The following is a 26,113-nucleotide window of genomic DNA, read 5'->3' on the forward strand; positions in this document are numbered from 1 at the left end:
CTTGACTCCGTAGCGACTACAGGGTTTAGCGTAACGCCTATCGCAAACAAGGAGAAGTCTTATGGGCGCCAATTGCTGCAATCACACCCCAGATCCATCCAGCCAACAACGACCCGCGCGTTATCGCAAAATTCTGTGGATAGCCCTGGTGGTCAACCTCGGGATGTTCTTTATCGAGATTGCCAGCGGCGTTAAAGCAGGTTCGGTTTCATTGCTGGCCGACTCACTGGATTTTCTCGGGGACGCCGCCAACTACGGCATCAGTCTGTGGGTGCTGGGCATGGGCATCGCTTTGCGCGCTAAAGCCTCATTATTCAAAGCGGTGTCGATGTTGATATTTGGTGTGGGCGTATTGGGAATGGCGATTTGGCACGCACTTAGCGGCCAAGTTCCAGAGCCGCAAACCATGGGATTGATCGGCAGCCTGGCCTTGCTCTCAAACCTAGGCGTAGCCGCCCTGCTCTATGCCTACCGTGAAGGTGATAGCAATATGCGCAGCGTGTGGTTGTGTACACGTAACGATGCGCTCGGCAACGTTGCAGTACTGCTTGCTGCCGTGGGTGTATTCGGTACTGGCACCGCTTGGCCAGACTTACTTGTCGCCAGCGTCATGGCACTACTGGCGATCACTTCGGCTTACCAAGTCACCCGCCAGGCCCAGCAAGAATTGCGTACAGAACACGCTCATGCCTAACAATTTAAAGCGATAAGGGTCCGCCGCAGCGCCCAAACTGCGGCACCCCTGTACCTTTTGTCGATTAGTTATTAGCCAATCGTACACAATATTTATCAGCATAATTCTTCAGAAACCACAGAGAAAACTCCTATCTACAAGGCCTACAGCATAACTACCCAGACACTTTGTGACTGACCGTTCGGACAGGTTATGCAATTTTTATCAATAAATTGTATACAAGCACTAGCCAAGCCCCCCTATTGTTCCCTACATTACGAACACAAGAAAAAAACGGGAACACCTCACTATGCAATCGCCATCAGTTGAAAGTGCTTCATCGCAACGCCCTGAAGATGAAAACCTCGGCGTCGGAGCCAATATGGCTTACGGCTTACAGCATGTCCTGACCATGTACGGCGGCATTGTCGCGGTGCCGCTGATTGTCGGGCAGGCAGCCGGATTATCGCCAAGCGATATCGGCCTGCTGATCACCGCATCGTTATTTGCCGGTGGTTTGGCCACTCTCCTGCAAACCCTGGGCCTGCCATTTTTTGGCTGCCAACTGCCGCTGGTTCAAGGTGTTTCATTTGCGGGCGTAGCAACCATGGTTGCTATCGTGACAGGCGACGGTGCCGGCGGTATTCCAGCCGTACTCGGTGCGGTGGTAGTCGCCTCGTTAATAGGCCTCTTGATTACCCCCATATTCTCCAAAATCATCAAGTTCTTTCCGCCATTGGTGACGGGCATCGTCATCACCACTATCGGCTTGACCTTAATGCCGGTGGCTGCTCGCTGGGCCATGGGCGGTAACAGCCACGCACCGGACTTCGGCAGCATGGCCAACATTGGCTTGGCTGCGGTGACCCTAGTCTTCGTGTTGCTGCTGAGCAAACTTGGCAGTGCAAGCATTTCGCGCTTATCGATTCTGTTATCGATGGTCATCGGTACGCTGGTTGCCATGACCCTCGGCATGGCCGACTTCTCGCGCATTGGCGATGGCGCACTGGTAGCAATGCCTAGCCCTTTTCATTTCGGCATGCCAACCTTCCACATTGCCGCCATTGTTTCGATGTGCATCGTAATCATGGTGACCCTGGTCGAAACCAGTGCGGACATCCTGGCGGTCGGTGAAATCATCGAGACCAAAGTTGACTCCAAGCGACTCGGTAACGGCCTGCGCGCCGACATGCTCTCAAGCATGCTGGCACCGATTTTCGGCTCATTCACTCAAAGTGCTTTTGCTCAAAACGTCGGCCTGGTCGCAGTGACCGGGATCAAAAGCCGTTACGTGGTTGCCACTGGCGGTATATTCCTTGTATTGCTCGGTTTGCTGCCGGTAATGGGCCGAATCATTGCAGCGGTGCCGACCTCGGTACTGGGCGGTGCTGGCATTGTGTTGTTTGGCACCGTTGCAGCCAGCGGTATTCGTACCCTGTCGAAAGTTGATTACCGCAACAACATGAACCTGATCATCGTCGCTACCTCAATCGGTTTCGGCATGATCCCTATCGCAGCACCAACGTTCTACCATGACTTCCCAAGCTGGTTTGCAACCATTTTCCACTCGGGTATCAGCTCAGCTGCAATCATGGCGATTCTGTTGAACCTGGCTTTCAACCACTTCACCACTGGCAACTCAGATCAGCAGTCGGTGTTCGTGGCTGGCACTGAGCGCAGCCTGCGCTACCGCGATGTTGAAGCACTGGAAGACGGCGACTACTTCAAAGGTGGCAAGTTGTTCAACGCCCAAGGTGATGAAGTGCCGATCATCGGTGCCGAGACACAAAGCGCGGCACTCAACCCAACCGAGGCGCGAACGAACGCCACAGGCAAGCCCTCGACGGAACACGTCTAGGCCCAACAAAGCATCAAGCACCCTGCGAGCACATAAGTGCCGCAGGGTGTTACGCGAAGTTCATCCCCAAGACGCAACCGCTCCCACCCCCGCAGATAATGGCTGCATAAGCCTCAACCACCCAACGGCATTATTGCTTAGGCATGTGCTGGGCCAAGTAATCAATAAAGCAGGTAATCCGCGAAGCCAAGGCGGTATTGCGGTAGTAAACCGCATTGATCGGTTGCAACGCTTCAAGGGTATCGCGCTTAAGTAGTTGCTGCAGCCTGCCGCTGGCGCGGTCCTTATCCGTCATGAATCCTGCCAAACAGACAATACCCGCCCCCTCCAAAGCCAGTTGTCGCAGCGTCTCCCCGCTGGACGCCGATAAGCTCGGGTTAATTGCATAAGCGTTGCCCTGCTCACAACGCAGCGGCCAGTGATTGAGCGATTCAGGCTGAGTAAAACCCAATAAGCTGTGCTGACTTAAGCTCTCAACTGTTTTCGGCTCGCCATGCTGGCGTAGATATTCTGGACTGGCCAGAACCCGCCTCGGGCTGGTGCTTAACAGACGCGCATGCAGGGTTGAATCGCGCAGCGGACCAATACGTATCGCGATATCCGTGCGCTGCTCAAGCAGATCAATAATCTGGTCACTGCTATTAAGCTCAAGCTCAATATCCGGATACTGCTGCCTAAAGCCCGCCACCAGCGGCACAATGCTGTGCAACACAAAAGGGGCAGCTGCATTGACCCGCAAACGCCCTGCAGGCAGTTGACGGCGCAGTGCCATCTGCTCTTCGGCCTCTTCAACTGAAGCCAGAATCTTGCGCGCCTGAGCCAGAAAGACGATCCCCTCTTCAGTGATCTCAAGACGCCTGGTAGTGCGCCGCATCAGGGTCACATCGAGCTTTTCTTCAAGCCGGCTCAAGGCCCGGCTAACTCCGGAGGCGGTTTGCTCAAGTTGCTCGGCAGCCGCACTGATGGAGCGGCTGTCCACCACAGTCACATAGGCTTGCAATTCATCTAATGTCGTTTTCATTCATGAATTTTAGTCAAATATCTTAGGCCTGCAACTGTATTACTGCGCACAAATAAACCGCGCAAACTGCAGCGCACTCGCACCTCAGCAAACACGCTTTTAACGACAAATCCCTTATCCATTGCTTTACCCGACGGGCAAATGGATCGAACTGACCCGCAACAAGCACTGTCAGCTGATCTATCGATTGAATATTTTTTAACGACTCACTCAAGCAGTTAGGAGTAACAATGACGCTTCCAACATTCGGCCTTGGTACATTCCGCCTAAAGGATCAACAAGTCATCGACTCAGTCACCATGGCCCTTGAGCTCGGTTACCGGCATATCGACACTGCACAGATTTATGGCAACGAAGCCGAGGTCGGCCAAGCAATTGCCGCAAGCGGTATACCTCGTCAAGACCTGTATATCACCACCAAGATCTGGACCGATAACCTTGCTGGCAATGCGTTGATCCCCAGCCTTAAACAAAGCCTGAGCAAGCTGAAGACAGATTATGTCGACCTCACGCTGATTCACTGGCCATCGCCTGACGATGAGATCCAAGTCAGTGAATATATGAGCGCGTTGCTTGAGGCCAAAGCCCAAGGCCTGACCCGTGAGATTGGTATTTCAAACTTCACCATCAAACACATGCAGCAGGCGCTTGAAACCGTCGGTGCAGAGCAGATCGCAACCAACCAAGTCGAGATTCACCCTTACCTGCAAAACCACAAGGTCATTGAGTTTGCCCATGAAAACGGTCTGCAACTCACCGCTTATATGCCGCTCGCTTACGGCAAAGTAATGGATGATCCGGTGTTGCAGCGTATCGCCAGCTCCCACAGCACCACCCCGGCACTGGTTTCACTGGCGTGGCTACTTCAGCAAGGCTTTGCTGTGATCCCCTCCTCGACCAAGCGCAACAATCTGGAAAGTAACCTGCAGGCAATGAACCTCAAGCTAAGCGAATCTGAAATGGCTGAAATAGCCCAACTGGATCGTGGCGAGCGCTTGGCCAACCCAGGCTTTGCGCCTAACTGGGATTAATGGCGGCCAGCAGGCATGGGTTTCAAGGCTAAAAATCGACTCGCCCGCGCCCAGCCTTGATAGCCCCGCGCTTGGTCTTACCTTCTAGTCGGCGCTTCTTTGAGCCTAAAGTTGGTTTGGTCGGGCGCCGGGCTTTTTCGGTTTTACCGGCACTGCGAATCAACTCGCTCAGACGCTCCAGCGCATCTGCACGATTCTTTTCTTGGGTGCGAAATTGCTGGGCCTTGATAATCACCACACCATCAGCGGTGATCCGGCTATCACGCATTGCTAGCAAGCGCTCCTTATAGAATGGCGGCAAGGACGACGCCTGACTGTCAAAACGCAGGTGCATGGCGCTGGATACCTTGTTGACGTTTTGCCCACCTGCGCCTTGAGCCCTGATTGCAGTCAGCTCAATTTCATCATCGGCGAGGTGAATACTGTTTGAAACCACCAGCATGGCAAAACCTTGGACAAGAATATGCATGAAGAATACAACATCGGCTCGTCCTACCCCGGATATTGAGACCTCAACTGAAATGTTTTTTAGTACATTTCAGTTCATCGGCGCGGGCCAGTCTCGGTTAACGTAAGCGCTATTCGAATATGAGGGCTGGCAATGGATTCGCTTACACAGGTGGTGCTTGGCGCTGGCATCCAAGGCGCGTTATTGGGGCGCTGGCAAGGCCGCAAAGCGCTGCTGTATGGCGGGTTGCTCGGCACACTGCCGGATATGGATGTACTGATTCACTACGGCGATGCCGTGGCACAGATGACTTATCACCGTGGCTTCAGCCACTCAATATTCGTACTGAGCGGTGTCGCACTGCTATTAACGCTTCTGGTCAGGCGCTTTTGGCCAAACGCCGGTTATTCAAGCCAGCGTTTGATGTTGACACTCTGGCTGGTCCTGGCCACTCACCCACTGCTCGATAGCTTCACCAGTTACGGCACGCAACTGTTCTGGCCGATGACACCCACACCTGTTGCCTGGTCAAGTATTTTTATCATAGACCCGCTCTACACCGTGCCATTGCTGGTGGCGATGATCCTCGGACTGATTTATGGCCTGCGGGGCAAAGTCGCAAAAGCTCCCGCTATCGCCCTGGCAATTTCAACCGCCTATCTGGCTTCAAGCCTGATAGGCAAAAACGTCGCTGAACATCGCGTTGAAGCAGAACTTGCCCGGCAAGGAATTCAGGCGCAGCAAATATTCAGCACGCCAACACCTTTCAATACCCTGTTATGGCGCGTAATTGTTATCGATGGCGATGACTACTTTGAGGCGCTTTCAGGCTGGTTTGATACCGCACCGCCAACCCTTGAACGGATTCCGCTGGGCACTGAACTGGGTAAAGCGCTGACTGGCTCACCTGCGCTGACCCGCCTGAGCTGGTTCACCGACGGCGTATTGCGCTATGACCGCATTGATGATCACTTGATCGTCACCGACCTGCGCTTAGGTATGACGGGCTTTCACCCCTTTCGCTTTGACTTCGCCCACTGGCAAGACGGCAAATGGCAGGTACAACCTGATATCCAACGCTGGCCAACCGGGCGCGGGGACTTTAACCGTTTGAAGCTCCTGTGGACACGCATTTGGCAGCCACAAACCCCAATCCCACTCGCGCTCTGGGCCAGCGAATTAAGCAAGCCAATGGTCAGCCAAAGCCATTAAAACCAGCGGCGGATCGCGCTCTCCCAATCCACCGTTACGCGGATCTCCCGGGTGGTCGACGCCTTTTTCGGCCACCATTGCGATCTCGAATATTCGGTTTTTTTGCGTGAACCACGATGGACGGCTACGCGCCGCCCCCTCCCCATCACAAAGGTCTATGTGCGAAAGCGCTTAACCAAGCCTTGTAGCTCAACCCCAAGACGCGCCAACTCGGCACTGGAGGCTGCGGTTTGCTCGCTTGCAGAAGCGCTTTGGTCACCGATATCGCGAACGCGGGTAATGCTCTCGCTGATGTTTTCAGCCACGCTGCTTTGCTCTTCAGCTGCCGCCGCAATTTGATGGTTCATCTGCTCGATGGTGCTCACCGACTGAGTAATACGACCCAGGGCGTCACCGGCCTGACCGGCTAACACCACGGTGCGCTGAGTAAGGCTCAAGCTGCTGTCCATCTGCGCCACCGCATCTTTGGCCATCGATTGCAAACCTGCAATCAGCGCTTCGATTTCTTCGGTCGAGCTGTGTGCTCGCTGCGCCAAGGCTCGAACTTCATCGGCCACTACGGCAAACCCTCGGCCCTGCTCGCCCGCTCGCGCTGCCTCAATAGCAGCATTCAATGCCAACAAGTTGGTCTGCTCTGCAACCGAACGAATCACTTCAAGCACACTGCCAATACGCTCGCTTTCAAGATTGAGCGCCTGAATGGCCTGGGCAGATTGCTCGACCTCACCGGCAAGACTGTTGATTTGCCCAACCGCTTGCTGCACAACTTGATTGCCCTGCTGCGCTTCTTGATCAGCCTCACGCGCCGCAGTCGATGCCTGATCAGCATTCTGTGCGACCTCTTGCACAGTGGCTGCCATTTGGTGCATTGCGGTTGCGGTCTGCTCGGTTTCAAGCTTCTGTTCTTGTACACCGGAACTGGTTTGCGCGGTGATGGCCGAAAGCTGTTCGGCTGCCGCTGCGATTTGACCTACGCCACCACCAATATGGCCGACCAACTCACGTAGACTCTGGGTCATGCGCTGCATGGCCGACATCAACTGGCCAACTTCATCCCTGCGGTTGCTGGCAATATTTTGACTGAGATCGCCCTCAGATATTTGCTCGGCAAAGCGCACCGCCTGGCGCAATGGAGTGACAATCGAACGGGTAATCAACAGTGCGGCCAGTACACCGATGACCGAGGCCGCCAGCGCTATCACAATCAAACCCAGCAGGGCTTGATTGCGAATTTCCAGCATACTTTGATCTTCTACTGCCTTGGCCGCCTGAACCAGATCCAGCACCGATTGCGCCTTTTGCTGCATGGTTTTTTCAGCGTTCTCACTCTGATCAATCACGTGCTCATAATTGGTGAAGGCTTGTTGGTAGACCTTCAGCGCGTCCAGGGCGGCTGTGATCGAGCTTTTTTGCTCATCGGTGAGCCAGATCATCAAATTGCGTGCAACGGTTTCTAAGTCTTCGTTGGTGTATTTCCAATCCTTCAAGGCATCTGCAGATTTATCAATGATGTACAGGTTTTCGTTACTGCGCAGGTCAAGCATGCGCTTGCTCAAACCTGAAGCGGTCTCTGCCAGTGTCAACGGGTCACTGCCCTTCAGGTTGTCTCCCTGCAGGCGCAATTCACGCACAGCGTCATACATCTCAAACTCGATAACATCAAACTGATCACGCGCCTCGCCTGCCGCTTTGCTCATTTGCTCCCGTGCAGTGCGCGACTGATCATTAAACCGGACAAAGCCGTCGAACTGTTGTTGATATTCAGTGACGGCCTTATCCATTGCCTGCAGCTGGACTTTTTTGTCAGCATTCGCCACAGCGATTTGCGTCGCAATCAGCTGCTTAACCAAGGTTAATTGTTGCGTGGTTTTCGCGGCCGCCTCTGGGGTTTTCTTCAGCGCGAAGTTACTTTCAAAGCGGCGCGCCTCCAATACTGCCAAATCAATTTCCGAAAACTGACTGACTTGCTCATGCCTGCTTGCAACAGCCTCCACAGCCCAATAACCGGTCAAGGCAACTGCCAGCGTCAGCAGCAGCACCAAGGCAAAACCACCCAGCAGTTTTTTACCTACGGCAAGATCAGTGAAAAGGCGTGAGACAGACAAGGACATGGGACTACTCCGTTATATTTATTCACTGAAATCGCCAGCCTGCTAGCAAGGTTGGGCTGACACAGTGATTGTTGGACCCTTACCATCGCAAGCCTTGTGCCATCAATGAGCCACAATTGGCAACAGCCTCTATTGCGGGCATTTCAGCGGACCACGAGGAACGAATCACAACCTCTAGTACAGCTTTATCGGCAGCTTTACGCTGAGCTGAACTAATGATTGGCGAGATTTCGCCATTTCTTAGGCGTCAATATTCTGCTGAATGTGACAACGCTGTTGCCGGTGAAGCGCTCACCCTATGCGACAAGATTCCGCCGTCCCCGATGCCGAAACGGGGGGTGCGACAAACGCAGCTTATCCAGCAAACTCGGCGTACAACCCAGATATCTGCGTTGTAGGCGGTGGACGGATGACGCGTCGTCCACCGCGAGCGCTTAACGTCCGGCTAACACCGGCATCACACGTGGGCGAAAGAGCTCGCCCAAGATGGTGAGCACGCCAATGGCACCAGCAATCCAGTACCAACCTGCAATCGGGTCAAAGCCCAACCAGCCCAAGGCGTTGAGGAACACGATCATGATCAGCACCGGGCATACATAACGCACCATAAACAGCCAAAGGGCATAACCCAGGGGTGGCAAGTTCAGTTCGTCACGCATGATTTCATCACGCAGCGCATAACCGGCAAACAGCACGATAAAGATTCCACCCAAGGGCATCATCCAGCGTGACGTCAGATAATCGAGCCAATCAAAGAAGTTCTTACCCATTGGCGTCCAACCCGCGAGCAGATTGAATGAGAGCATCGCCAACATGCTGATGACCAACAGCACCGCACCTGAAACCACGGCGGATTTCATCCGGCTGATCCCATGTTTTTCGTTGAGATAAGCCACAGTCGCTTCGATCATTGAGATCGCGGAAGTCAACGCCGCAATTGAAACCATGGCGAAAAACAGCACACCGAATGCCGTACCAAATGGCATCTGCTGAAAGGCCAGCGGCAAACTCATAAAGATCAAGCCAGGACCTGCACTCGGGCTCATGCCGTTGGCGAAGATGATCGGGAAGATGGCCAAGCCCGCCAACAAGGCAACAGCGGTATCGCAGATGGCAACCATAAAGGTCGTCCGCGCGATTGACTGACCGTCAGGGATATACGAGCCATAAGTCAAAATCGCCCCGGATGCCAAGCTCAGGGTAAAGAAGGCATGACCCAAAGCTGCAAGCAGCGCTTCACCTGTAATCTTCGAGGCATCAAAGGTGAACAAGAAGTCGAAACCTGCTGAGAAGCTACCGCTGGTAAACGCATAGCCAACCAGCGCCACCAACATCACTGCCAGACCCGGCATCATCCAGCGCACCGAGCTTTCAATGCCCTTTTGCACGCCCTTGGCGACGATCCACAATGTCAGCAGTGCCACCAGCACGCTCCAGCCGCCGAGTTGCCATGGGTTGGCATTGTGCGCTTCGAACACGGCTCCCAAGGCATCAACGCTTGTGGCAGCAAGTGAGCCGTCTAGCATTTTCCAGGTATAAGCAAAGGCCCAGCCGGCCACCACCACGTAAAAACACAGGATCATAAACCCGGCAAGCATGGCCATGCCGCCTACCGCTTTCCACAACGGGTTGCCGTTGTTTTCTTTAACAACACGACCGATTGCATCGATCGGGCTGCCACGACCACGGCGACCAATGGCGATCTCAGTCATCATCACCGGGATGCCAATGGCTAATATGCAGGCAAGGTACATCAGCACGAAGGCACCGCCGCCGTACTCACCCGTGATGTAAGGGAATTTCCAGATATTGCCCAGCCCCACAGCAGAGCCAGTAGCAGCAAGAATAAAGCCCCAGCGAGAGAGCCAGAGGTTTTTCGGTTTTTCTCGGGTCATGCGTCACCTGTTGTTTTTATCTGTGACGGGATCTAACCCGCTACGCTTGTGGCGCGGCGGAGTGATGAAGAGTCCAGCGTGGCTAACACACCGGTCTCCCCGCAAGGCTGGTAAACCTTAAGTTGCGTCGGGTTGCACCTCCGGAGCGGCCTTTTTAAAGGCTTCGAGGGCTTCACAACGCGCCGTCATGGCAAGAATGCGCGGATACGCATCGAGGTCACAGTTAAAACGGCGCGCATTATACACCTGCGGGATCAAGCAGGCTTCCAGATATCCAGGTCTCTGACCAAGGGACAACTTACCCGCAAACACGGCCAAGCCCTGCTCCACCGCTTTCAGCCCGCTGTGAACCCAATGTTGGTACCACTGGGTCTTGGCTTCATCTGCGACACCCAACTCGGCAGTCAAGTACTTGAGTACCCGCAGGTTATTCAGCGGATGAACTTCGCATGCGATATGCAAGGCCAGCGCGCGAACCTGCGCACGCAGCGCAGGTTCAGCAGGCAAGAGCGAAGGCACAGGAAAGACTTCTTCGAGGTATTCGATGATTGCCAGGGACTGGGCGATTTTGATTTCATCACGTCCCGACACATGATCGACCAGCAGTGGCAACAAACCTTGCGCATTGAGCTGCTGGTACGCAGGGGCCAGTTGCTCACCGCCCTCTTTAACCAGATGCACTGGCACCTGCTGATAGGCCAGCCCTTTCAGATTAAGGGCGATTCGCACGCGATAGGCCGCACTGGAACGCCAATAGGAATAGAGCGTCAGCTCAGCCATCGTAGCGTTCCACCGCCTGATCAATTGCGCCGAAGATGCTCTGCCCGGCAGCATCAAACATCTCGATGCGTACGCGATCTCCAAACTTCAGAAATGGCGTTTTCGCTTCGCCCTGCTCAATCACTTCGAGCATGCGCTTTTCCGCCAAACAGGACGATCCGGCACTGCGGTCGTAGTTCGACACAGTGCCCGAGCCAACGATGGTGCCACTCCCCAAGGGACGGCTTTTGGCGGCATGCGCGACCAGTGTCGGAAAGTTAAAAGTCATATCAGTGCCAGCATCCGGCTCACCAAACAGTTGGCCATTGATATGCGAAACCAAAGGACGATGCACTTTGCCCTCTTTCCAGCTATCGCCAAGCTCATCCGGGGTCACCGCAACCGGTGAAAAACTCGATGAAGGCTTGCTCTGATAAAAGCCAAAGCCTTTAGCCAGCTCACCGGGAATCAGGTTGCGCAGAGACACATCGTTGACCAGCATCAGCAGTTGCACATGCTCGGCGGCTTCAGCAGCACTAACGCCCATGGGCACATCGTCAGTAATCACAGCGATCTCGGCTTCCAGATCGATACCCCAAGCCTCGTCAGCCATACGGATAGCGCTGTGCGGTGCAACAAAGGAATCGGAACCCCCTTGATACATCAATGGCTCATGCCAGAAGCTCTCGGGCATTTCAGCGCCACGGGCTTTGCGCACCAACTCCACATGATTCACATAGGCGCTACCATCGGCCCAATGAAAGGCACGTGGCAATGGGCTGTGGCAAGCACCTTGGTCGAAGGCGAAGGCAGCGGATTCGAGGCCGTCATTTAAACGCTGGTACACCGCCTCAAGTTGCGGACGAATAGTTGCCCAGTCATCCAGCGCGATTTGTAGGGTCGCGGCAATAGCAGGAACGCTGATAGCGCGGCTAAGGTCGCGAGAAACCACAACCAGGGTTCCATCACGACCGTGCTTGAGTGAGGCTAACTTCATAATCAAACCTTAAAATGGGTGCAGGCTATGGCGCAGCACGATTTGCTGCGCCAGCTAGAAGATTAGTCGGCGGCGATCACACCACGACGGACCTGATCTTCCTCAATCGACTCGAACAAGGCCTTGAAATTGCCTTCCCCGAAGCCCTGATTACCTTTGCGCTGGATAATTTCAAAGAAAATCGGGCCAATCACCGTATTGGTAAAAATCTGCAGCAAGATGCCGTCATCGCCCGGTGCACCATCAATCAAAATGCTCAGCTCACGCAGGGTTTCAGTTGACTCACCATGCCCAGCGACGCGGGTATCAACCTTGTCGTAATAGGTGCCTGGCGTGCTCATGAAGTCGACACCATTGGCACGTAACTGACGCACGGTGGCAAAAATATCCTCTGTGCTCAGGGCAATGTGCTGGATGCCTTCACCCTGATATTCACGGATAAACTCTTCAATCTGCGACTTGTCATCTGCCGACTCGTTGATCGGGATGCGAATCTTGCCGCAGGGTGCCGTCATTGCCCGCGACAGCAAGCCGGTGAGTTTGCCCTCAATATCGAAATAGCGAATCTCGCGGAAGTTGGCGATGCGCTCGTAGAAGCCCGACCACACATCCATCTGCCCGCGCTTAACGTTATGCGTCAGGTGATCAAGGCTGACCAGGCCAACGGCGTTGTCATTTGGTGTACGGCCTTCGATAAACTCGAAGTCGACGTCATAGATGGTGTTCTCGCCAAAGCGGTCCACCAGGTAAAGCAGCGAGCCACCAATGCCTTCAACGCAAGGTATGTTCAGCTCACCAAAGTTGGCGTGGCTACCGACCAGTTTGGCACCTTGAGACTCAACATAAGCAGCAGCTTGTGCAGCGTTTTCAACCCGGAATGCCATCGCGCAGGCACTCGGACCATGCTTGAGACCAAACTCGCGAACATGGCCAGTTGGGCTGCCATTGAGAACGAAGTTGATGTCGTGCTGCTGGAACAAAAACACTTCCTTGGAACGATGCTTTGCAGTTTCGGTGAAACCCATGGCGGTGAACAACTCACGCAACTGGGCAATACCTTCGGGCGTCGGAGCGGTGTACTCAACGAATTCAAAACCATCGGTACCAATTGGATTGTGCTGTTCGATTTTGTTCACGGCGTTCATTGCGCCTCCTTGTTGTAGGGCTGTTATGCGCTGCCTTAGAGCAGCTTTAGTGCAGCCATAACACCCTTAGAACAACGAGCAAACAAGCACAGAGACGACCCGCCATTGCCCTTTTGTCAGGCTGGCGTGGCACGTTTTCCTTACGCCCTGGATTTATGACAAGAACCGCCTGACCAACGCCCACAACCCGTAAACTTATCGTTACAAGGCGGCTCAATAAGCTGCCAACGCCATCATGCACGCCAACCAATCGCACAATGGCCAAGGCCAAGCTTGCCCACCAAAGGCAAACTGTGGGGAAAGGGAGCACGGCGGAAATACTCAGGTTACGCGGGGCCAAAGGGTGGCTGGAAAAGCGCCAGCCACCCTACCAGGGCCTATTTCTCAAAAGCCCGACAAGCTCTCCAGTTCAGTGGTGATCACTGGGTTGGACTCAAGGGTTTTATGAACCGGGCAGCGATTGGCAATCTTCATCATGCTTTCGATCTGCTCTGCAGTGAGTTCGTCGCCCTTGAAGCTAATAAAGCGCTGGATGCGCTCTATCTGACCATCGCGCCCTTCACAGGCCGCACAATCCTCAGCATGGACACGGTCATGGACCAGGCGAATATCGATATCCTCCAGCGGAATACCCTTGCGTGCAGCGTACATACGAATCGTCATCGAGGTGCAAGCGCCCAGACTCATCAACAGCAATGCGTAGGGTGTTGGCCCCAGATTTGAACCACCCACGCTTGGCGGCTCATCGGCAACCCAATGATGCGCACTGGTATAAAGACCGCGCAGAAACTTCTTGTCCAGCTCAGTCACCAGCACGTGACCTTCTTGCAGCTCTGATGCAACAGAAGTTGCTACTGGCACTTCAATGTAGCGCTCAGCCCAGGCAGCCAGGGTCTTGGCGACATAACGAGCATCTTCCTTCTTGCTCAGCAAGTGATCGGCGTTATCTAGGGACACAAAGCTTTTCGGATGCTTGGCTGCGGTAAAAATTTTCGCGGCTTCATCGACGGGCACAATGTTATCAATCGGCGAGTGAAAAACGATGAGGGGCCGACGCAGGCGCGCGATGTGCTGTAAATCGGTGTATTGATCGAGGTCTTCAATCAACTGCTTCTTAATCGAAAACTCACGCAGCCCCAGCTTAACCTTGGCTTCGCCCTGCGCTTGGATTTCATCTTTTGAACTGGCGAATAGGTGCTGCACATGATGCGCGTTAGAAGGCGCGGCAATGGTCGCGACCGCTTGCAGTGAGGGGATTTTATCGACCGCTGAAAGTACCGCTGCGCCGCCAAGACTATGGCCGATGATCAACTTTGGCGCTGCGTACTCGGCCTCAAGCATTTTCGCTGCGGCAACCAGATCTTGGACGTTGGACGTAAAGTTGGTGTTGGCGAAATCACCGTCACTGTTACCCAGCCCAGTGAAGTCAAAGCGCAGCACCGCAATGCCTTGATCGGCAAGCTCACGGCTAATTCGTGAGGCGGCGGCAATGTCTTTGCCACAGGTAAAACAATGGGCAAAAAGTGCGTAATACTTTACCGGTTGCGGGCTATTTGGCAGCTCTAACAAGCCTGCCAATTGCTGGCCTAAACTGCCGGTAAACTCAACCTTGACTCGATTCATTCACATATCCCTCGCGGTTAATCGTTACGCCAGAATGATTCTCCATAGAATCCGGCGAAGGTGGGCGATGGCTAATTAGACGCAGATCGCAACCATTCATTACGCCAAGTGTTAGCTAAATTCTATTAGCTACAACCCTAGCAGCTCGCTACCAGTCGTACCGCCTTGCACTGATCACTGCTGAAGGTGTCCATAGAGCCGTGCATACAGACCACCATCGGCTATCAATTGATGATGGTCGCCATCTTCGGCAATACGACCGCCATCAAATACCAATACGCGATCAGCCTGTTTCACCGCTGATAACCGGTGAGCGATGATCAAGGTGGTGCGCCCAACCAAAAAGCTGCTCATGGCTTGATGCAGGGCATACTCGGTGGCGGCATCCAGCGCCGAGGTCGCTTCGTCGAGAATCACTACTTTAGGCTCGGCCAGCACCATCCGGGCAATGGCCAAGCGCTGACGCTGGCCACCTGATAAACGCACGCCAGAACGGCCAACAATACTGTCCAGGCCTTTGGGTAATTGGCGAATAGTGGTGGCAAGCTGGGCTATTTCCAGTGCGTGCCAGCAGGCATCATCACTGCGCTCGCGCCCCATGCACAAATTGGCGCGAACCGAGTCGTTGAACAAAGCTGGATGCTGCAACACCACCGCCACATTTTCGCGCACCTGCTCAAGACCGATATCCTGCAGGCTGCACCCACCGTATCGAATCGAACCACTTTGCGCGCTGTATAACCCCAGCAGCAATTGCACCAAGGTACTTTTACCACCGCCACTTGCACCCACAATGGCTACTTTTTCGCCCGGTGCAATACGCAGGTTCAACTGGTCAAGCACCGGCTCATCTTGATAGGAAAAGGTCAGCTTTTCGATCTCGATGCCAACGGTTTCACGCCCACTGAAAGGGTCAGCGCCGCCGGCGTATTGCGGCTCATCCGTGCGTGCAAGCAGCTCATTAATACGCGACAGCGCGCCACCTGCCGCATAAAAAGCGTATTGCAGGCTGAGCAACTGCTCCACCGGACCGATCATAAACCACAGGTAGCTGAACACCGCGAGCATTTGCCCAATCGACAAATCAGAAAACAGTACGGTGAGCATCGCCGCAGCGCGGAACACATCAATCCCAAACTGGAATAACAACCCACTGGCTCGGCTTGACGCATCGCTTTTCCATTGGGAGGCGACGGCAAAATTACGCACTTCCTGGGCACGCGTACCGAGCCGGCCCAGGAAAAAGCCCTGGCGATTTCCTGCACGAATTTCCTGAATCGCATCCAGGGTTTCGGTTAATGCTTGAGTGAAGCGTGAGGTGCTGTCGTTTTCCAGCTTCTTGAGGTGCTTGACCCGCTTGCCGAGTTGCACCGTGGCGTAGATAACCAACGGGTTGAATAGCAAGATCAGTAAAGCTAATTGCCAATGCATCCAGACCAGGATCGCCGAAGTGCCGGCCAGCGTCAGGATCGCCACCAGAAAACGACTCAAGGTTTCGCCGACAAATTTATCCAAGGTGTCGAGGTCAGTCACCAGGTGTGTGGTCACGGTGCCGCTGCCAAGACTTTCGTACTCGGATAACGATATGCGCTTGAGGCGTTCGATCAGCCGGACCCGAATCCGATAAACGATGTCTTTCGACAGCCGAGCAAACAATCGCGCTTGCAGCACGTTGAAAATCAACGCGCTGGCCCGCAGCAAAAATGTCAACGCGAGCATCAGGCCGATGTAGCCAGTCGCACTTTGCCAAGCAACTGGCAAGAAATTGTTCATGACCTGCAAGGCGGAATCACCCTGCTTAAGCAGGACTTCATCAACCAACAGTGGCAGTAACAGCGGAATGGGCACACTGCAGACGGTCGCCAGCACTGCCACAGCATTGGCCAGAATCAAGGCTTTACGATGGCGCAAAGCCAGACGGCGAATTTCCGCCCAGCTTAGCCGGTCACGCATTGGCAGCGCGCTCTAACCAACGCGCCAGTAAAGGCGACAAACTTTCAAGCGGCTGATAACCATTGGTCAAGAGTGCAAGTTGCCCTTCACGCTCAGCCAGCAGGGTTGGGAAACCAGCTATGCCCAAGTCCTGGACCCAAGTGAAGTCGGCGGCTGTCGCGCTGTGCTGCTCGGCACTGTCGAATGCTTCGGCAAAGACAATGCGCGGCAGGCCGGCCTGCTCGGCAAGCTCGACTAAAACACTGGCCTGAGTGACATCGCGACCTTCAGCATAGAACGCCTGCTGAATTAATTTAACCAACGGCCAAGCGCTTTGAGGGTCAAGATTTCGTGCCGTGACCAAGGCTCGGCACGCAGGCTCAGTGTCGTAAACAAAGCCATCAGGCAAAGCGCCGTCAAACTTGAAAGGCTGCCCCGTTGCATCTGCTACAGCCTGCCAGTGCTCAAGGATGTACTTGCGTTTGGTGCTGTCCAGCGCGGCGCCACTGCCGGTGCGCAAACCACCGGCAATAAGGTGTAATTCAACGCCTTGGGCCTGCGCCTGCTCTGCGAGGGACTGAAAAACCGGGGCAAACCCCCAGCACCACGAACACATCGGGTCCATCACATACAGCAAGCGAGTTTGCATGGTTTAGCCTTGTGTTTTTAAACGCGGATTAAAACCAAGGGGATGCGGCATGTTGCGCGCCTTGGCCAGCTCGATCTGCTTTTGTCGCTCGCGGGCACCGTCGCGGGTTTTCTCTGGCAAGGAATCCCAGCAATACGGGCAACTTACCCCTGGTGTGAACAACTCAGACTCGCGGTCGGCCGCAGATATGGGCGTACGGCAAGCGTGGCATTGGTCGTATTCACCTTCGCTCAAGTCATGGCGGACGGTGACGCGGTTATCGAACACAAAGCAGTCACCTTTCCAGCTCGACTCTTCCTGAGGCACTTCTTCCAGGTACTTAAGAATGCCACCTTGCAGGTGATAAACCTCCTCGAAACCTTGATTGAGCATGTAACTGGAAGCCTTTTCACAACGAATGCCACCGGTGCAGAACATCGCGACTTTCTTGTGCTTAGCCGGATCGAAGTTCGCTTTGATGTACTCAGGAAACTCGCGGAAGGTTTTGGTCTTCGGGTCGATAGCGCCGTCGAAGGTGCCAATAGAAACTTCATAATCGTTACGGGTATCAATCAGCAACACCTCCGGATCGGCAATTAGCGCGTTCCAGTCTTTAGGCTCAACATAGGTGCCGACTTGCTTGTTCGGGTCAACGCCTTCGACGCCGAGGGTAACGATTTCTTTCTTTAATTTGACCTTGGTGCGGTAGAACGGCTGCTCATCGCAATAGGACTCTTTGTGATCGACATCGGCCAGTCGTGGGTCCAAGGCAAACCAGGCAAAAAGCCCGTCAATACCTGCACGGCTCCCTGAAACCGTACCGTTGATACCTTCTTCGGCAATCAACAGTGTGCCCTTCACGCCGTGTTCAATTAGGGTATTGAGCAGCGGCTCACGCAACTCATGGAAATCTGGCAGCGAGACGAATTTGTACAAGGCTGCAACGACAATTTTGTCGGTCATGCTTTTACGTCCTCAGTAGTCACCCACGTAAAGGGCGGACTGGTGATTATTTACAGGTGCGCGGTAGTTTACCGTTTTTTTCAGCCGCCCGCGTAGGGTGTGTCAACGCGAAGCTTGGCCACCATGGTCTGAACATACAACCCTAATGCCTGAGAATGGGATGGTGGCCGAAAAAGGCGTCGACCACCCTACAGGCGTTGCGCAGACATGGCTGCCAATGCTGGCTCGCGTAGGGTGTGACCACGCGAACCGTGTCCACCATGGCCTGAACATACAATCCTAATGCCCGAGAATGGGATGGTGGCCGAAAAAGGCGTCGACCACCCTACAGGCGTTGCGCAGACGTGGCTGCCAATGCTGGCTCGCGTAGGGTGTGTCAACGCGAAGCTTGGCCACCATGGTCTGAACATACAATCCTAATGCCCGAGAATGGGATGGTGGCCGAAAAGAGCGGCGACCACTCTACAAAGCTTCAAACCGGATACGGATATACGGCCAACTCGCTCAATGGTCGTGTTTGCTGCCGCCGAGGCAGGTCGGGGATGCCGGTGCGCTGGCGTTTTTCGCCCAGTCTTGCGGGGTGTAGGTGTGCAGGGCCAAAGCGTGAATCTGGCTCATCAGGTCGCCAAGGCTGGCATAGACTTTCTGATGACGCTTAACAGAGTTCAACCCTTCAAACTGATCGCTGACGATCACCGCCTTGTAATGCGTTTCAAGCCCACGGCTGTGCATGTGGCTTTCATCCAACACCTGCAAATACTCAGGCTGCAAGGTGGCGAGTGCGGTTTCAAGCTGCGCTAGCTTGGTCATCTTGACTCCAAAACGCATGCTTAATCGCAGCGTAAAAAAATGGCTTAGGCGGTGAGTTTACGAAGTGTAAAGCTCAAGCCAAAGCCATTTTTGTCATCCAGCCAAAAAATGCCTGAATGTGCCGCCGATCAGGACTTTTTAGGGCCCAGCTCTTTGGTCATGTCTTCTAGCAGCTTATTAACCTTAGGCACCGCAGGCTCTAACTTGCTCTGGGTCAGCTCAGCTGATTGAGCGGTCAGGCGGGGCATGGTCTTGAGCACTTTCGCACCCACTGGCGACTCGTAAAATTTGATCAACTCTTTGAGTTCTTGCTCAGTAAAGTTGGTGGTGTAGAGCTTAACAAGGTCAGGCTTGACCTTATTCCAGCTGATCGATTGGTCGAGCACCGCATCTGCTTTGGCTTGGTAGGTCTCAAGCAATGCCTTCTTTTCACCGCCAGCGCCACTTTGCGCATAACGCTGGGCAAACATCTGCTGTACCTGAGCATAAACGGGCACTGCAAGCTTGTCGGCATGGGCTAATTGTAAAAACCGCTCAGCATCGGCTGCGTGGCTGGCTGCATCTGCGAACACCTGAGCACTGGCGCACGACAGCACAGCAGCAAGGCATAGAACCGGAAAACGAGGCATTGGCGACTCCTAACAAAGGTTTGAATTGGATTGGACAGCCACTACAGCTATTTTGTGCCCAAGCACTGAATAATTCGCAAAACTGCGCAAACCTACCCACTAAAAGTAGGGTTTGTGCACTTGATCACGCAGCGCCTTTTGGGCAAATTGCCATTACTTGAAGCTGTTTGCCCACTAAAGGCATGCTCGCGGCCGTAAATGCTCTATTATCTGACAATTGCTGCGCGGCCGCGTGGCACCCACACGGACGTGTAACATGCACAGCGCAACATACCCCTTTACTCTTGCCCAGGCAGATTTATGCCTAGACAACGGCACCCTCAACCCTGACGTAGTCGGCTGGTCAAATCGCCCGCAAATTAATTGCGCACTGGCTCACCACTGGGGTCGAAGCAAACGCTGGAACCACTGGTGCTTCACCACGCCCAAGTGGATGCTTTCAGTCACTCAAGCCAATCTTGACTACGTGGGTTATGGCGCTGCACATTTTCTTGATCTTACGAGCGGTGAGCTCGCAAGCTTCAGTCAAATGCGGATATTGGGGCGCGGGTGCAAACTGCCTGACCAGCCCCAGCAAAGCCATGCTTTTAATCATCGCAACCTGTCATTCCAATTCAATGAATACCCAGGACGCGCTTGTTTAAGCCTCAGCGCCAACGACTTTGGTGGACATCCGATTGAGGTTTTGCTGGATATTCAGCGACCAAGCCACCTTGAGTCTGTCAACTTAGTTGCGCCTATGGGCGAAAAGACTTTTCACGCGACCTGCCGCCAACTCGGCTTACCCATTATCGGCAGTGTCCAGCTAGGTGATCGCAGTTATGCCTGCGAGCCCGGCCGAAGCTTTGCCTCTATGGATTTCGGCCGCGGCGTTTGGCCGCTCCATAGCCACTGGAAGCGCGCTGCATTCGCTGCACCCGGCGGAATTGCTGGCAACTTTGGCACCGACTGGACTGATTACAGCGGCCTTTCAGAGAACGCCCTGTGGTTTGGTGGCGAATTACAGCGGCTGGAAAATAATGTCCAGATAGCACCGACCCAGACTGACCCAATGGCAAGCTGGAGTCTCAAAAGCCCTGATCAGCGGGTAGATCTGACATTCACCCCCCTCCAGTTGCATCATGCCTCGCCGCACCTCGGGCCACTTTTTGCCGATACCCGCCAGTGGTTCGGTCACTTCAACGGCGAACTGCTCAGCCCCCAAGGCGAACACGTACCCGTAAAGGCCGCACTGGGTTGGCTCGGGACCACTGATGCACGCTGGTAGCGCAATGACCCTCTTTGGTTTTGCTGAATAAGCGACGAATCGGGAACCTGTTGGGTATAAATACAACCTAAACTGACTTGAACACCAATCGGAGGAGTGTCATGAGTAGTACCGAGACAGGTCGTACCGAGACAGACAGCATCGGCCCAATTGAAGTACCAGAAGATGCTTACTGGGGTGCCCAGACCCAACGCTCACTGATTAACTTCGCCATTGGCCAAGAGCGCATGCCACTGGCAGTACTGCACGAGCTTGCACTGATCAAAAAGGCCGCCGCACGAGTAAATGATCGCATTGGCGACCTGCCCCAAGACATTGCCCGGCTCATCGAACAAGCGGCTGACGAAATCATCAACGGGCAGCACGATAATCAGTTTCCGCTGGTGGTCTGGCAAACCGGTAGCGGCACGCAAAGCAACATGAACGTTAACGAAGTGATTGCCGGGCGCGCCAATGAGCTGGCAACTGGTGAGCGTGGCGGCAAGAGCCCGGTTCACCCAAATGATCACGTTAATCGCGCTCAAAGCTCCAACGACAGCTTCCCCACCGCCATGCACATTGCCACAGTGCGGGCGATTACTCAGCAACTGCTCCCGGCTATTGCCGAGCTGTCCGGGGGGCTCGCAGAACAGTCGGCGCGTCACAGTAAGCTGGTGAAAACCGGACGCACCCATATGATGGATGCAACCCCCATCACATTTGGTCAGGAGCTGTCGGCCTTTGTCGCTCAGCTTAATTACGCCGAACGAGCCATTCGCGCTGCCTTGCCTGCTGTTTGTGAGTTAGCCCAAGGTGGCACGGCGGTGGGCACCGGCTTGAACTCACCACCAGGTTTTGGCCAGGCAATCGCCGCCGAACTCGCAGCCCTTACCGGTCTACCTTTGACCAGCGCGCCTAACAAATTTGCAGCCCTGGCGGGCCATGAACCCTTGACCAATATGTCCGGCGCACTGAAAACCTTGGCGGTGTGCTTGATGAAGATCGCCAATGACCTGCGCTTGCTAGGCTCAGGGCCACGCGCCGGTTTTGCGGAAGTGAGGTTACCGGCCAATGAGCCGGGCAGCTCAATCATGCCGGGCAAGGTCAATCCAACACAGTGCGAGGCCTTATCAATGCTGGCCTGCCAAGTGATGGGCAATGATGCCACCATCAGTTTTGCCGCCAGTCAGGGTCAGCTGCAACTGAATGTGTTTAAGCCGGTAATCATCTACAACATCTTGCAGTCAATTCGCTTATTGGCCGATGGTTGCAGCAACTTTCAGCAACACTGCATTGCTGGGCTGGAGCCTGATGCACAGCAGATGGCCAAGCACCTCGATAACGGCTTGATGCTGGTAACGGCACTCAACCCGCATATCGGTTACGACAAGGCCGCTGAAGTCGCGAAAAAGGCGTATCACGACGGCACAACCTTGCGTGAGGCTGCCATAGAATTGGGCCACCTAAGCGCTGAAGAGTTTGACCAATGGGTTCGCCCAGAAAACATGCTCGAACCTCACCATGACTGAGCCAATCAAGAGCGGTGCCACGCCCGTTGAGGGCGACGGCAAACGCATCTTGATGATTCTTTGGAACGCCGAAATGCAGCAGTCTTTGCCATGCACTCTGTGATGCCTACACACAGGGTGCACGCAGCGTGGGCGGGGATGACGTTTACCTGTCACCAGTTACAGGGGCCGACCTGGGTGGGTGACGTTTTTCCACCCACCATTAGGGTCATGAATATTCGAAAAAGTGGCGTGACTCTGAAAGTTTGGGTGAACGGGCATAATAAGGCACCGGCAGAAAAGTCATTTAATCGCCGCCAAAATACTGCCAATTCAAACTAAAGGCCTATAAAAACAACCACTTGTCGCCCTGCAAGACAGGATTCGGGTTGGCTATTACACTCATAAAAAACCGTGTGTCGAATGAGCCGATGAGAAATGTAGCGCAGTTGTTTCTCACAGGTTCGTCAACTGAGGATGTATCCATGCTAGGCCAACGCGCTATTGACCCCGGACCCAACACGCACTACCGCAGTGATCGCATCAGTTCGGTGAACGGTCAGTATTTTTTTTCGACTCGCGAAGGCACGCTGGAAGGCCCCTACTTCACCCGCGTCGATGCCGAACACCACATCGACCGCTACGTGCAACGCATGATTCAAGCGCACAGGCTAATTGAGAGTCGAGCGTTCTAGCGCCCGGGGATGAGGTTTACCTGTCACCATTTACACGGGCCGACAAGGGTGGATGGCGCTTGTCCACCCACCCTTAGGGTCAGGCTTGATAAGCCTCAAACAACCCAGCCGCACCCATGCCCCCGCCCACACACATAGTCACAACACCATAGCGCAGTTCGCGACGCTGAAGCTCACGGATCATATGGCCGACCAGTCGTGAGCCCGTCATGCCGAAGGGGTGACCAATCGAGATCGAACCGCCGTTAACGTTGTACTTATCGTTATCGATCCCTAACTCATCGCGGCAATAGAGACACTGCGATGCGAAAGCTTCATTGAGCTCCCACAAATCGATGTCGCTTACCTCCAGGCCCTTGGCCTTGAGCAATTTAGGCACCGCATAGACAGGCCCGATACCCATTTCATCCGGCTCACAACCCGCTACGGTAAAGCCGCGGAAGTAGGCCTTTGGCTTAAGACCCAATTCAAGGGCTTTATCCAGGCTCATGATCAGAGTCATTGAAGCGCCATCTGACAGCTGTGAAGCGTTGCCAGCAGTGACCGAACCGTCTTCCGCGAACACGGGTTTCAAACCTTGAAGGCTTTCGAGTGTGGTGTCCGGACGGTTGCAATCGTCGCGATCAACCACACCCTCAACGATTGATTTCTCACCAGTGGCCTTATCTTCGACTTGGTAACTGACCTTCATCGGCACGATTTCATCAGCGAATAGCCCGGCCTTCTGTGCGTCGGCAGTACGTTGCTGGCTTTGCAAGGCAAGTGCGTCCTGCGCTTCGCGACTGATGTTATAGCGACGAGCCACAACTTCAGCCGTTCGCCCCATCGGGTAATAAATTCCAGGGACATTTTCCTGCAGAATCGGGTTGTAAAGGTTGTCCATGTTGATGCTTTTCATGGTCAAGCTGATTGATTCAACACCGCCCGCGACAATCACGTCACTGCAACCGGAGGCAATCTGGTTCGCGGCAATCGCAATCGATTGCAAACCTGATGAGCAGTAGCGATTGAGTGTCATACCGGCGACGTGCGTGCCTAAACCAGACAATACAGCGACGTTACGGCCGATGTTCATGCCTTGCGCACCTTCGTTGGAGCCTGCGCCAACGATGCAATCGTCCACCAGTTTAGGATCAATGCCGGTGCGCTCAAGCAATGCGTTGACACAATGCGCAGCCATGTCGTCCGGCCGGGTCATATTGAATTTTCCGCGGAAAGACTTAGCCAGACCGGTTCTGACACTTTCGACAATCACGACTTCGCGCATAGCTGTTCTCCATGTTGAGTACGGGCCCGCTACCTGGAGCGAGTGTTGGCTTGAGCATAAGTTCGTACAATGCTCGTATGCGATGATCATTCACCACAAATATGTTGCGCATAAGCCGCGGCTAGTCTTTAGCAAACGCCGCCTCAAGCGCTTCATTGATTGTGCGAATCACCTTAACCCGGGCGAAGTGCTTGTTATTGGCCTCGACCAAGGTCCAGGGGGCGATCGACGTGCTGGTTCGATCGACCATGTCCCCAACCGCGTCACGATATTGCGGCCACTTATCACGATTACGCCAGTCGTCTTCAGTAATCTTGAAACGCTTGAATGGGATTTTTTCACGCGCCTTGAAGCGCTCCAGCTGCACGTCTGGGTCTATCGCCAGCCAGAACTTAACAACAATCGCCCCGGCCTCGGTTAGCTGCTCTTCAAAATCATTGATCTCGCCATAGGCACGCAGCCAATCAGCTGGCGAGCAATAACCCTCGACCCGCTCAACCAGTACCCGGCCATACCACGAGCGGTCAAAAACGCAGAACTTGCCACGCGCCGGCACATGCCGCCAGAACCGCCACAAATAGGGTTGAGCCAATTCTTCATCGGTGGGTGCGGCAGTTGGAATGATGCGGTACTGGCGCGGGTCCATCGCAGCTGCAACGCGGCGAATAGCGCCCCCCTTACCCGCCGCATCGTTACCCTCGAACACCGCGACCACCGAATGTTTGCGCATACGCTTGTCACGCATCAAACCCGATAGCCGTGCCTGCTCAGTCGCCAATTGCTCTTTGTAATCGTCTTTCTCCAGCGCTTGGGTCATGTCCAGACTGTCGAGCAGACCGCTGCCATCAAGCGCAGAGGTTAATGGCGCTGCATGGGGTTGGGGGACGGGTCGATCTTTAACTTTCAGGGCAGCTTGCAAGCCTTCTAACAGGATGCGGCCAACCGTGAGGTTGCGATAGTTTTCATCGACACCCTCAACCACGTACCAAGGCGCGTAATCGCGACTACTGCGGCGCAAGACACGCTCACCGTAGCGCACAAACTTGTCATAGGTTTTCGACTGTTGCCAATCCAATGGGCTAATGCGCCAACTGTGTAGCGGATCATCCTTGAGGGTTTCAAGCCGTGCATTCATCTGGTCTTTCGACAGATGAAACCAGAATTTGAATATAAGCGCGCCTTCATCGCACAGCATGCGCTCAAGGCTTTCAGCGGTATCAATGGCTTGGTCTAACGCCGCATTTTTGAAGCGCCCATGCACTCGCCCCTGCAACATCTGGCTGTACCAATTGCCAAACATAATGCCGATACGGCCCTTGGCCGGTAACTGACGCCAATAGCGCCAGGCAGCAGGTCTGGCCAGCTCTTCATCAGTGGGAGAGTCAAAGGTGTTGACCTCAATCAGTCGCGGGTCCATCCACTCATTGAGTAGCTTGACGGTCTCCCCCTTCCCCGCACCCTCTATCCCGTTGATCAAGATGATGACGGGGAAGCGCTTTTGCTGCTGCAGTTCATATTGAGCCTCAAGCAAGGCTTCACGCAGTGCTGGCTCAGCATCATCAAAGGTTTCCTTGTCAATAGTGCGACCAATCTCTGCAGACTCGAACATATGCCTCTCCATAGGGTCTGTTGCCCTTTCGTTCCCGGCCATGCCGAAGCCAG

Annotated in this window: 22 protein-coding genes and 2 pseudogenes; 8 read left to right on the forward strand and 16 right to left on the reverse strand. The window is 54.3% G+C overall.

Translation table 11 applies throughout. The features are described from left to right. Window positions 1-61: 61 nt before the first annotated feature. Both ACIGCM_RS11200 and ACIGCM_RS11205 read left to right on the forward strand, forming a co-directional pair. A complete protein-coding gene (locus ACIGCM_RS11200; protein ID WP_397502138.1) occupies window positions 62-694 on the forward strand; it encodes a cation transporter in 633 nt (210 codons plus the stop codon). A gap of 289 nt (window positions 695-983) precedes the next feature. Continuing rightward, window positions 984-2,531 carry a nucleobase:cation symporter-2 family protein gene (locus ACIGCM_RS11205; RefSeq protein ID WP_397502139.1) on the forward strand — a complete coding sequence of 516 codons (1,548 nt, stop codon included), beginning with the start codon at window positions 984-986 and terminating at the stop codon, window positions 2,529-2,531. Between the two features lie 130 nt (window positions 2,532-2,661). Here ACIGCM_RS11205 and ACIGCM_RS11210 read toward each other — a convergent pair whose 3' ends face one another. After that, window positions 2,662-3,552, reverse strand: coding sequence for a LysR substrate-binding domain-containing protein (locus tag ACIGCM_RS11210; RefSeq protein WP_397502140.1), 891 nt, complete (start codon window positions 3,550-3,552; stop codon window positions 2,662-2,664). A 230-nt stretch (window positions 3,553-3,782) separates the two neighbouring features. On the opposite strand from ACIGCM_RS11210, the gene dkgB reads away from it, so the two are divergent. Then, on the forward strand, window positions 3,783-4,583 hold the full coding sequence (dkgB, locus tag ACIGCM_RS11215) for a 2,5-didehydrogluconate reductase DkgB (RefSeq protein WP_397502141.1): 801 nt from the start codon (window positions 3,783-3,785) through the stop codon (window positions 4,581-4,583). 28 nt (window positions 4,584-4,611) lie between these two features. On the opposite strand, the gene arfB is transcribed toward dkgB, so the two are convergent. After that, window positions 4,612-5,025 (reverse strand): alternative ribosome rescue aminoacyl-tRNA hydrolase ArfB, encoded by a 414-nt coding sequence (gene arfB, locus ACIGCM_RS11220; protein ID WP_397502716.1) that lies wholly within the window; start codon window positions 5,023-5,025, stop codon window positions 4,612-4,614. 159 nt (window positions 5,026-5,184) lie between these two features. Between arfB and ACIGCM_RS11225 the strand changes: the two genes are divergently transcribed. Next, the gene (locus tag ACIGCM_RS11225; RefSeq protein ID WP_397502142.1) at window positions 5,185-6,243 is read left to right on the forward strand and encodes a metal-dependent hydrolase; all 1,059 of its coding nucleotides are present in this window, start codon (window positions 5,185-5,187) and stop codon (window positions 6,241-6,243) included. 155 nt (window positions 6,244-6,398) lie between these two features. On the opposite strand, the gene ACIGCM_RS11230 is transcribed toward ACIGCM_RS11225, so the two are convergent. The 12 genes and pseudogenes from ACIGCM_RS11230 to ACIGCM_RS11285 form a co-directional block, all read right to left on the reverse strand. Next, complete coding sequence (locus ACIGCM_RS11230) at window positions 6,399-7,280, reverse strand: methyl-accepting chemotaxis protein (RefSeq protein ID WP_397502717.1); 882 nt, start codon at window positions 7,278-7,280, stop codon at window positions 6,399-6,401. After that, window positions 7,254-8,354 (reverse strand): annotated as a pseudogene (locus ACIGCM_RS11235) (HAMP domain-containing protein); the annotation flags it as partial. The gene ACIGCM_RS11230 and the pseudogene ACIGCM_RS11235, both read right to left, overlap by 27 nt. Window positions 8,355-8,788: 434 nt before the next feature. After that, entirely contained in the window at window positions 8,789-10,249 is a 1,461-nt protein-coding gene (locus ACIGCM_RS11240) for a sodium-dependent transporter (protein WP_397502143.1), read from the reverse strand. A gap of 117 nt (window positions 10,250-10,366) precedes the next feature. Then, on the reverse strand, window positions 10,367-11,029 hold the full coding sequence (gene maiA / locus ACIGCM_RS11245) for a maleylacetoacetate isomerase (RefSeq protein WP_397502144.1): 663 nt from the start codon (window positions 11,027-11,029) through the stop codon (window positions 10,367-10,369). Then, a complete protein-coding gene (locus tag ACIGCM_RS11250) occupies window positions 11,022-12,005 on the reverse strand; it encodes a fumarylacetoacetate hydrolase family protein (protein WP_397502145.1) in 984 nt (327 codons plus the stop codon). The genes maiA and ACIGCM_RS11250 overlap by 8 nt, the downstream gene beginning before the upstream one ends. Window positions 12,006-12,067: 62 nt before the next feature. Next, complete coding sequence (hppD, locus tag ACIGCM_RS11255) at window positions 12,068-13,150, reverse strand: 4-hydroxyphenylpyruvate dioxygenase (RefSeq protein WP_397502146.1); 1,083 nt, start codon at window positions 13,148-13,150, stop codon at window positions 12,068-12,070. A gap of 384 nt (window positions 13,151-13,534) precedes the next feature. Then, window positions 13,535-14,773 carry an alpha/beta fold hydrolase gene (locus tag ACIGCM_RS11260; protein WP_397502147.1) on the reverse strand — a complete coding sequence of 413 codons (1,239 nt, stop codon included), beginning with the start codon at window positions 14,771-14,773 and terminating at the stop codon, window positions 13,535-13,537. Between the two features lie 174 nt (window positions 14,774-14,947). Further along, window positions 14,948-16,726 carry an ABC transporter ATP-binding protein gene (locus tag ACIGCM_RS11265; RefSeq protein ID WP_397502148.1) on the reverse strand — a complete coding sequence of 593 codons (1,779 nt, stop codon included), beginning with the start codon at window positions 16,724-16,726 and terminating at the stop codon, window positions 14,948-14,950. Beyond that, window positions 16,719-17,321: a DsbA family protein gene (locus ACIGCM_RS11270; RefSeq protein ID WP_397502718.1), complete on the reverse strand. Its 603-nt coding sequence runs from the start codon at window positions 17,319-17,321 to the stop codon at window positions 16,719-16,721. Before ACIGCM_RS11270 ends, ACIGCM_RS11265 begins: the two co-directional genes overlap by 8 nt. 36 nt (window positions 17,322-17,357) lie before the next feature. Then, window positions 17,358-18,296 (reverse strand): rhodanese-related sulfurtransferase, encoded by a 939-nt coding sequence (locus ACIGCM_RS11275; protein WP_397502149.1) that lies wholly within the window; start codon window positions 18,294-18,296, stop codon window positions 17,358-17,360. A 504-nt stretch (window positions 18,297-18,800) separates the two neighbouring features. Then, window positions 18,801-19,106, reverse strand: a complete 306-nt coding sequence (locus ACIGCM_RS11280) for a BolA family protein (RefSeq protein WP_397502150.1) — start codon at window positions 19,104-19,106, stop codon at window positions 18,801-18,803. A 128-nt stretch (window positions 19,107-19,234) separates the two neighbouring features. Beyond that, entirely contained in the window at window positions 19,235-19,735 is a 501-nt protein-coding gene (locus ACIGCM_RS11285) for a DUF2059 domain-containing protein (protein WP_397502151.1), read from the reverse strand. A 256-nt stretch (window positions 19,736-19,991) separates the two neighbouring features. Here ACIGCM_RS11285 and ACIGCM_RS11290 point away from each other — a divergent pair, with 256 nt between their 5' ends. The 4 genes and pseudogenes from ACIGCM_RS11290 (at window position 19,992) to ACIGCM_RS11305 (ending at window position 23,184) form a co-directional block, all read left to right on the forward strand. Further along, window positions 19,992-21,002: a DUF2804 domain-containing protein gene (locus ACIGCM_RS11290; protein WP_397502152.1), complete on the forward strand. Its 1,011-nt coding sequence runs from the start codon at window positions 19,992-19,994 to the stop codon at window positions 21,000-21,002. 101 nt (window positions 21,003-21,103) lie between these two features. Continuing rightward, entirely contained in the window at window positions 21,104-22,510 is a 1,407-nt protein-coding gene (locus tag ACIGCM_RS11295; protein WP_397502153.1) for a class II fumarate hydratase, read from the forward strand. Next, window positions 22,503-22,644 (forward strand): annotated as a pseudogene (locus ACIGCM_RS11300) (flavodoxin family protein); the annotation flags it as partial. The gene ACIGCM_RS11295 and the pseudogene ACIGCM_RS11300, both read left to right, overlap by 8 nt. 330 nt (window positions 22,645-22,974) lie before the next feature. Continuing rightward, window positions 22,975-23,184: a DUF6316 family protein gene (locus tag ACIGCM_RS11305; protein ID WP_397502154.1), complete on the forward strand. Its 210-nt coding sequence runs from the start codon at window positions 22,975-22,977 to the stop codon at window positions 23,182-23,184. 79 nt (window positions 23,185-23,263) lie between these two features. Here the strand turns inward: ACIGCM_RS11305 and ACIGCM_RS11310 are convergent, their stop codons facing one another. Further along, a complete protein-coding gene (locus tag ACIGCM_RS11310; RefSeq protein WP_397502155.1) occupies window positions 23,264-24,451 on the reverse strand; it encodes a thiolase family protein in 1,188 nt (395 codons plus the stop codon). 121 nt (window positions 24,452-24,572) lie between these two features. Next, window positions 24,573-26,060 carry a polyphosphate:AMP phosphotransferase gene (gene pap, locus ACIGCM_RS11315; protein ID WP_397502156.1) on the reverse strand — a complete coding sequence of 496 codons (1,488 nt, stop codon included), beginning with the start codon at window positions 26,058-26,060 and terminating at the stop codon, window positions 24,573-24,575. Window positions 26,061-26,113 lie beyond the last annotated feature (53 nt).

It is taken from the genome of Pseudomonas sp. NPDC078700 (assembly GCF_044542375.1).
Lineage (GTDB): Bacteria > Pseudomonadota > Gammaproteobacteria > Pseudomonadales > Pseudomonadaceae > Aquipseudomonas.

Bases quoted from the DNA above. Each gene is read 5' to 3' on its own strand.
- ACIGCM_RS11250 (WP_397502145.1), bottom strand. From the start codon at position 12,005: ATGAAGTTAGCCTCACTCAAGCACGGTCGTGATGGAACCCTGGTTGTG.
- ACIGCM_RS11210 (WP_397502140.1), bottom strand. From the start codon at position 3,552: ATGAAAACGACATTAGATGAATTGCAAGCCTATGTGACTGTGGTGGAC.
- ACIGCM_RS11225 (WP_397502142.1), top strand. From the start codon at position 5,185: ATGGATTCGCTTACACAGGTGGTGCTTGGCGCTGGCATCCAAGGCGCG.
- ACIGCM_RS11275 (WP_397502149.1), bottom strand. From the start codon at position 18,296: ATGACCGACAAAATTGTCGTTGCAGCCTTGTACAAATTCGTCTCGCTG.
- ACIGCM_RS11240 (WP_397502143.1), bottom strand. From the start codon at position 10,249: ATGACCCGAGAAAAACCGAAAAACCTCTGGCTCTCTCGCTGGGGCTTT.
- pap (WP_397502156.1), bottom strand. From the start codon at position 26,060: ATGTTCGAGTCTGCAGAGATTGGTCGCACTATTGACAAGGAAACCTTT.
- ACIGCM_RS11305 (WP_397502154.1), top strand. From the start codon at position 22,975: ATGCTAGGCCAACGCGCTATTGACCCCGGACCCAACACGCACTACCGC.
- arfB (WP_397502716.1), bottom strand. From the start codon at position 5,025: ATGCTGGTGGTTTCAAACAGTATTCACCTCGCCGATGATGAAATTGAG.
- hppD (WP_397502146.1), bottom strand. From the start codon at position 13,150: ATGAACGCCGTGAACAAAATCGAACAGCACAATCCAATTGGTACCGAT.
- ACIGCM_RS11230 (WP_397502717.1), bottom strand. From the start codon at position 7,280: ATGTCGGCCATGCAGCGCATGACCCAGAGTCTACGTGAGTTGGTCGGC.
- ACIGCM_RS11200 (WP_397502138.1), top strand. From the start codon at position 62: ATGGGCGCCAATTGCTGCAATCACACCCCAGATCCATCCAGCCAACAA.
- ACIGCM_RS11285 (WP_397502151.1), bottom strand. From the start codon at position 19,735: ATGCCTCGTTTTCCGGTTCTATGCCTTGCTGCTGTGCTGTCGTGCGCC.
- maiA (WP_397502144.1), bottom strand. From the start codon at position 11,029: ATGGCTGAGCTGACGCTCTATTCCTATTGGCGTTCCAGTGCGGCCTAT.
- ACIGCM_RS11265 (WP_397502148.1), bottom strand. From the start codon at position 16,726: ATGCGTGACCGGCTAAGCTGGGCGGAAATTCGCCGTCTGGCTTTGCGC.
- ACIGCM_RS11270 (WP_397502718.1), bottom strand. From the start codon at position 17,321: ATGTGTTCGTGGTGCTGGGGGTTTGCCCCGGTTTTTCAGTCCCTCGCA.
- ACIGCM_RS11280 (WP_397502150.1), bottom strand. From the start codon at position 19,106: ATGACCAAGCTAGCGCAGCTTGAAACCGCACTCGCCACCTTGCAGCCT.
- dkgB (WP_397502141.1), top strand. From the start codon at position 3,783: ATGACGCTTCCAACATTCGGCCTTGGTACATTCCGCCTAAAGGATCAA.
- ACIGCM_RS11310 (WP_397502155.1), bottom strand. From the start codon at position 24,451: ATGCGCGAAGTCGTGATTGTCGAAAGTGTCAGAACCGGTCTGGCTAAG.
- ACIGCM_RS11290 (WP_397502152.1), top strand. From the start codon at position 19,992: ATGCACAGCGCAACATACCCCTTTACTCTTGCCCAGGCAGATTTATGC.
- ACIGCM_RS11260 (WP_397502147.1), bottom strand. From the start codon at position 14,773: ATGAATCGAGTCAAGGTTGAGTTTACCGGCAGTTTAGGCCAGCAATTG.
- ACIGCM_RS11295 (WP_397502153.1), top strand. From the start codon at position 21,104: ATGAGTAGTACCGAGACAGGTCGTACCGAGACAGACAGCATCGGCCCA.
- ACIGCM_RS11205 (WP_397502139.1), top strand. From the start codon at position 984: ATGCAATCGCCATCAGTTGAAAGTGCTTCATCGCAACGCCCTGAAGAT.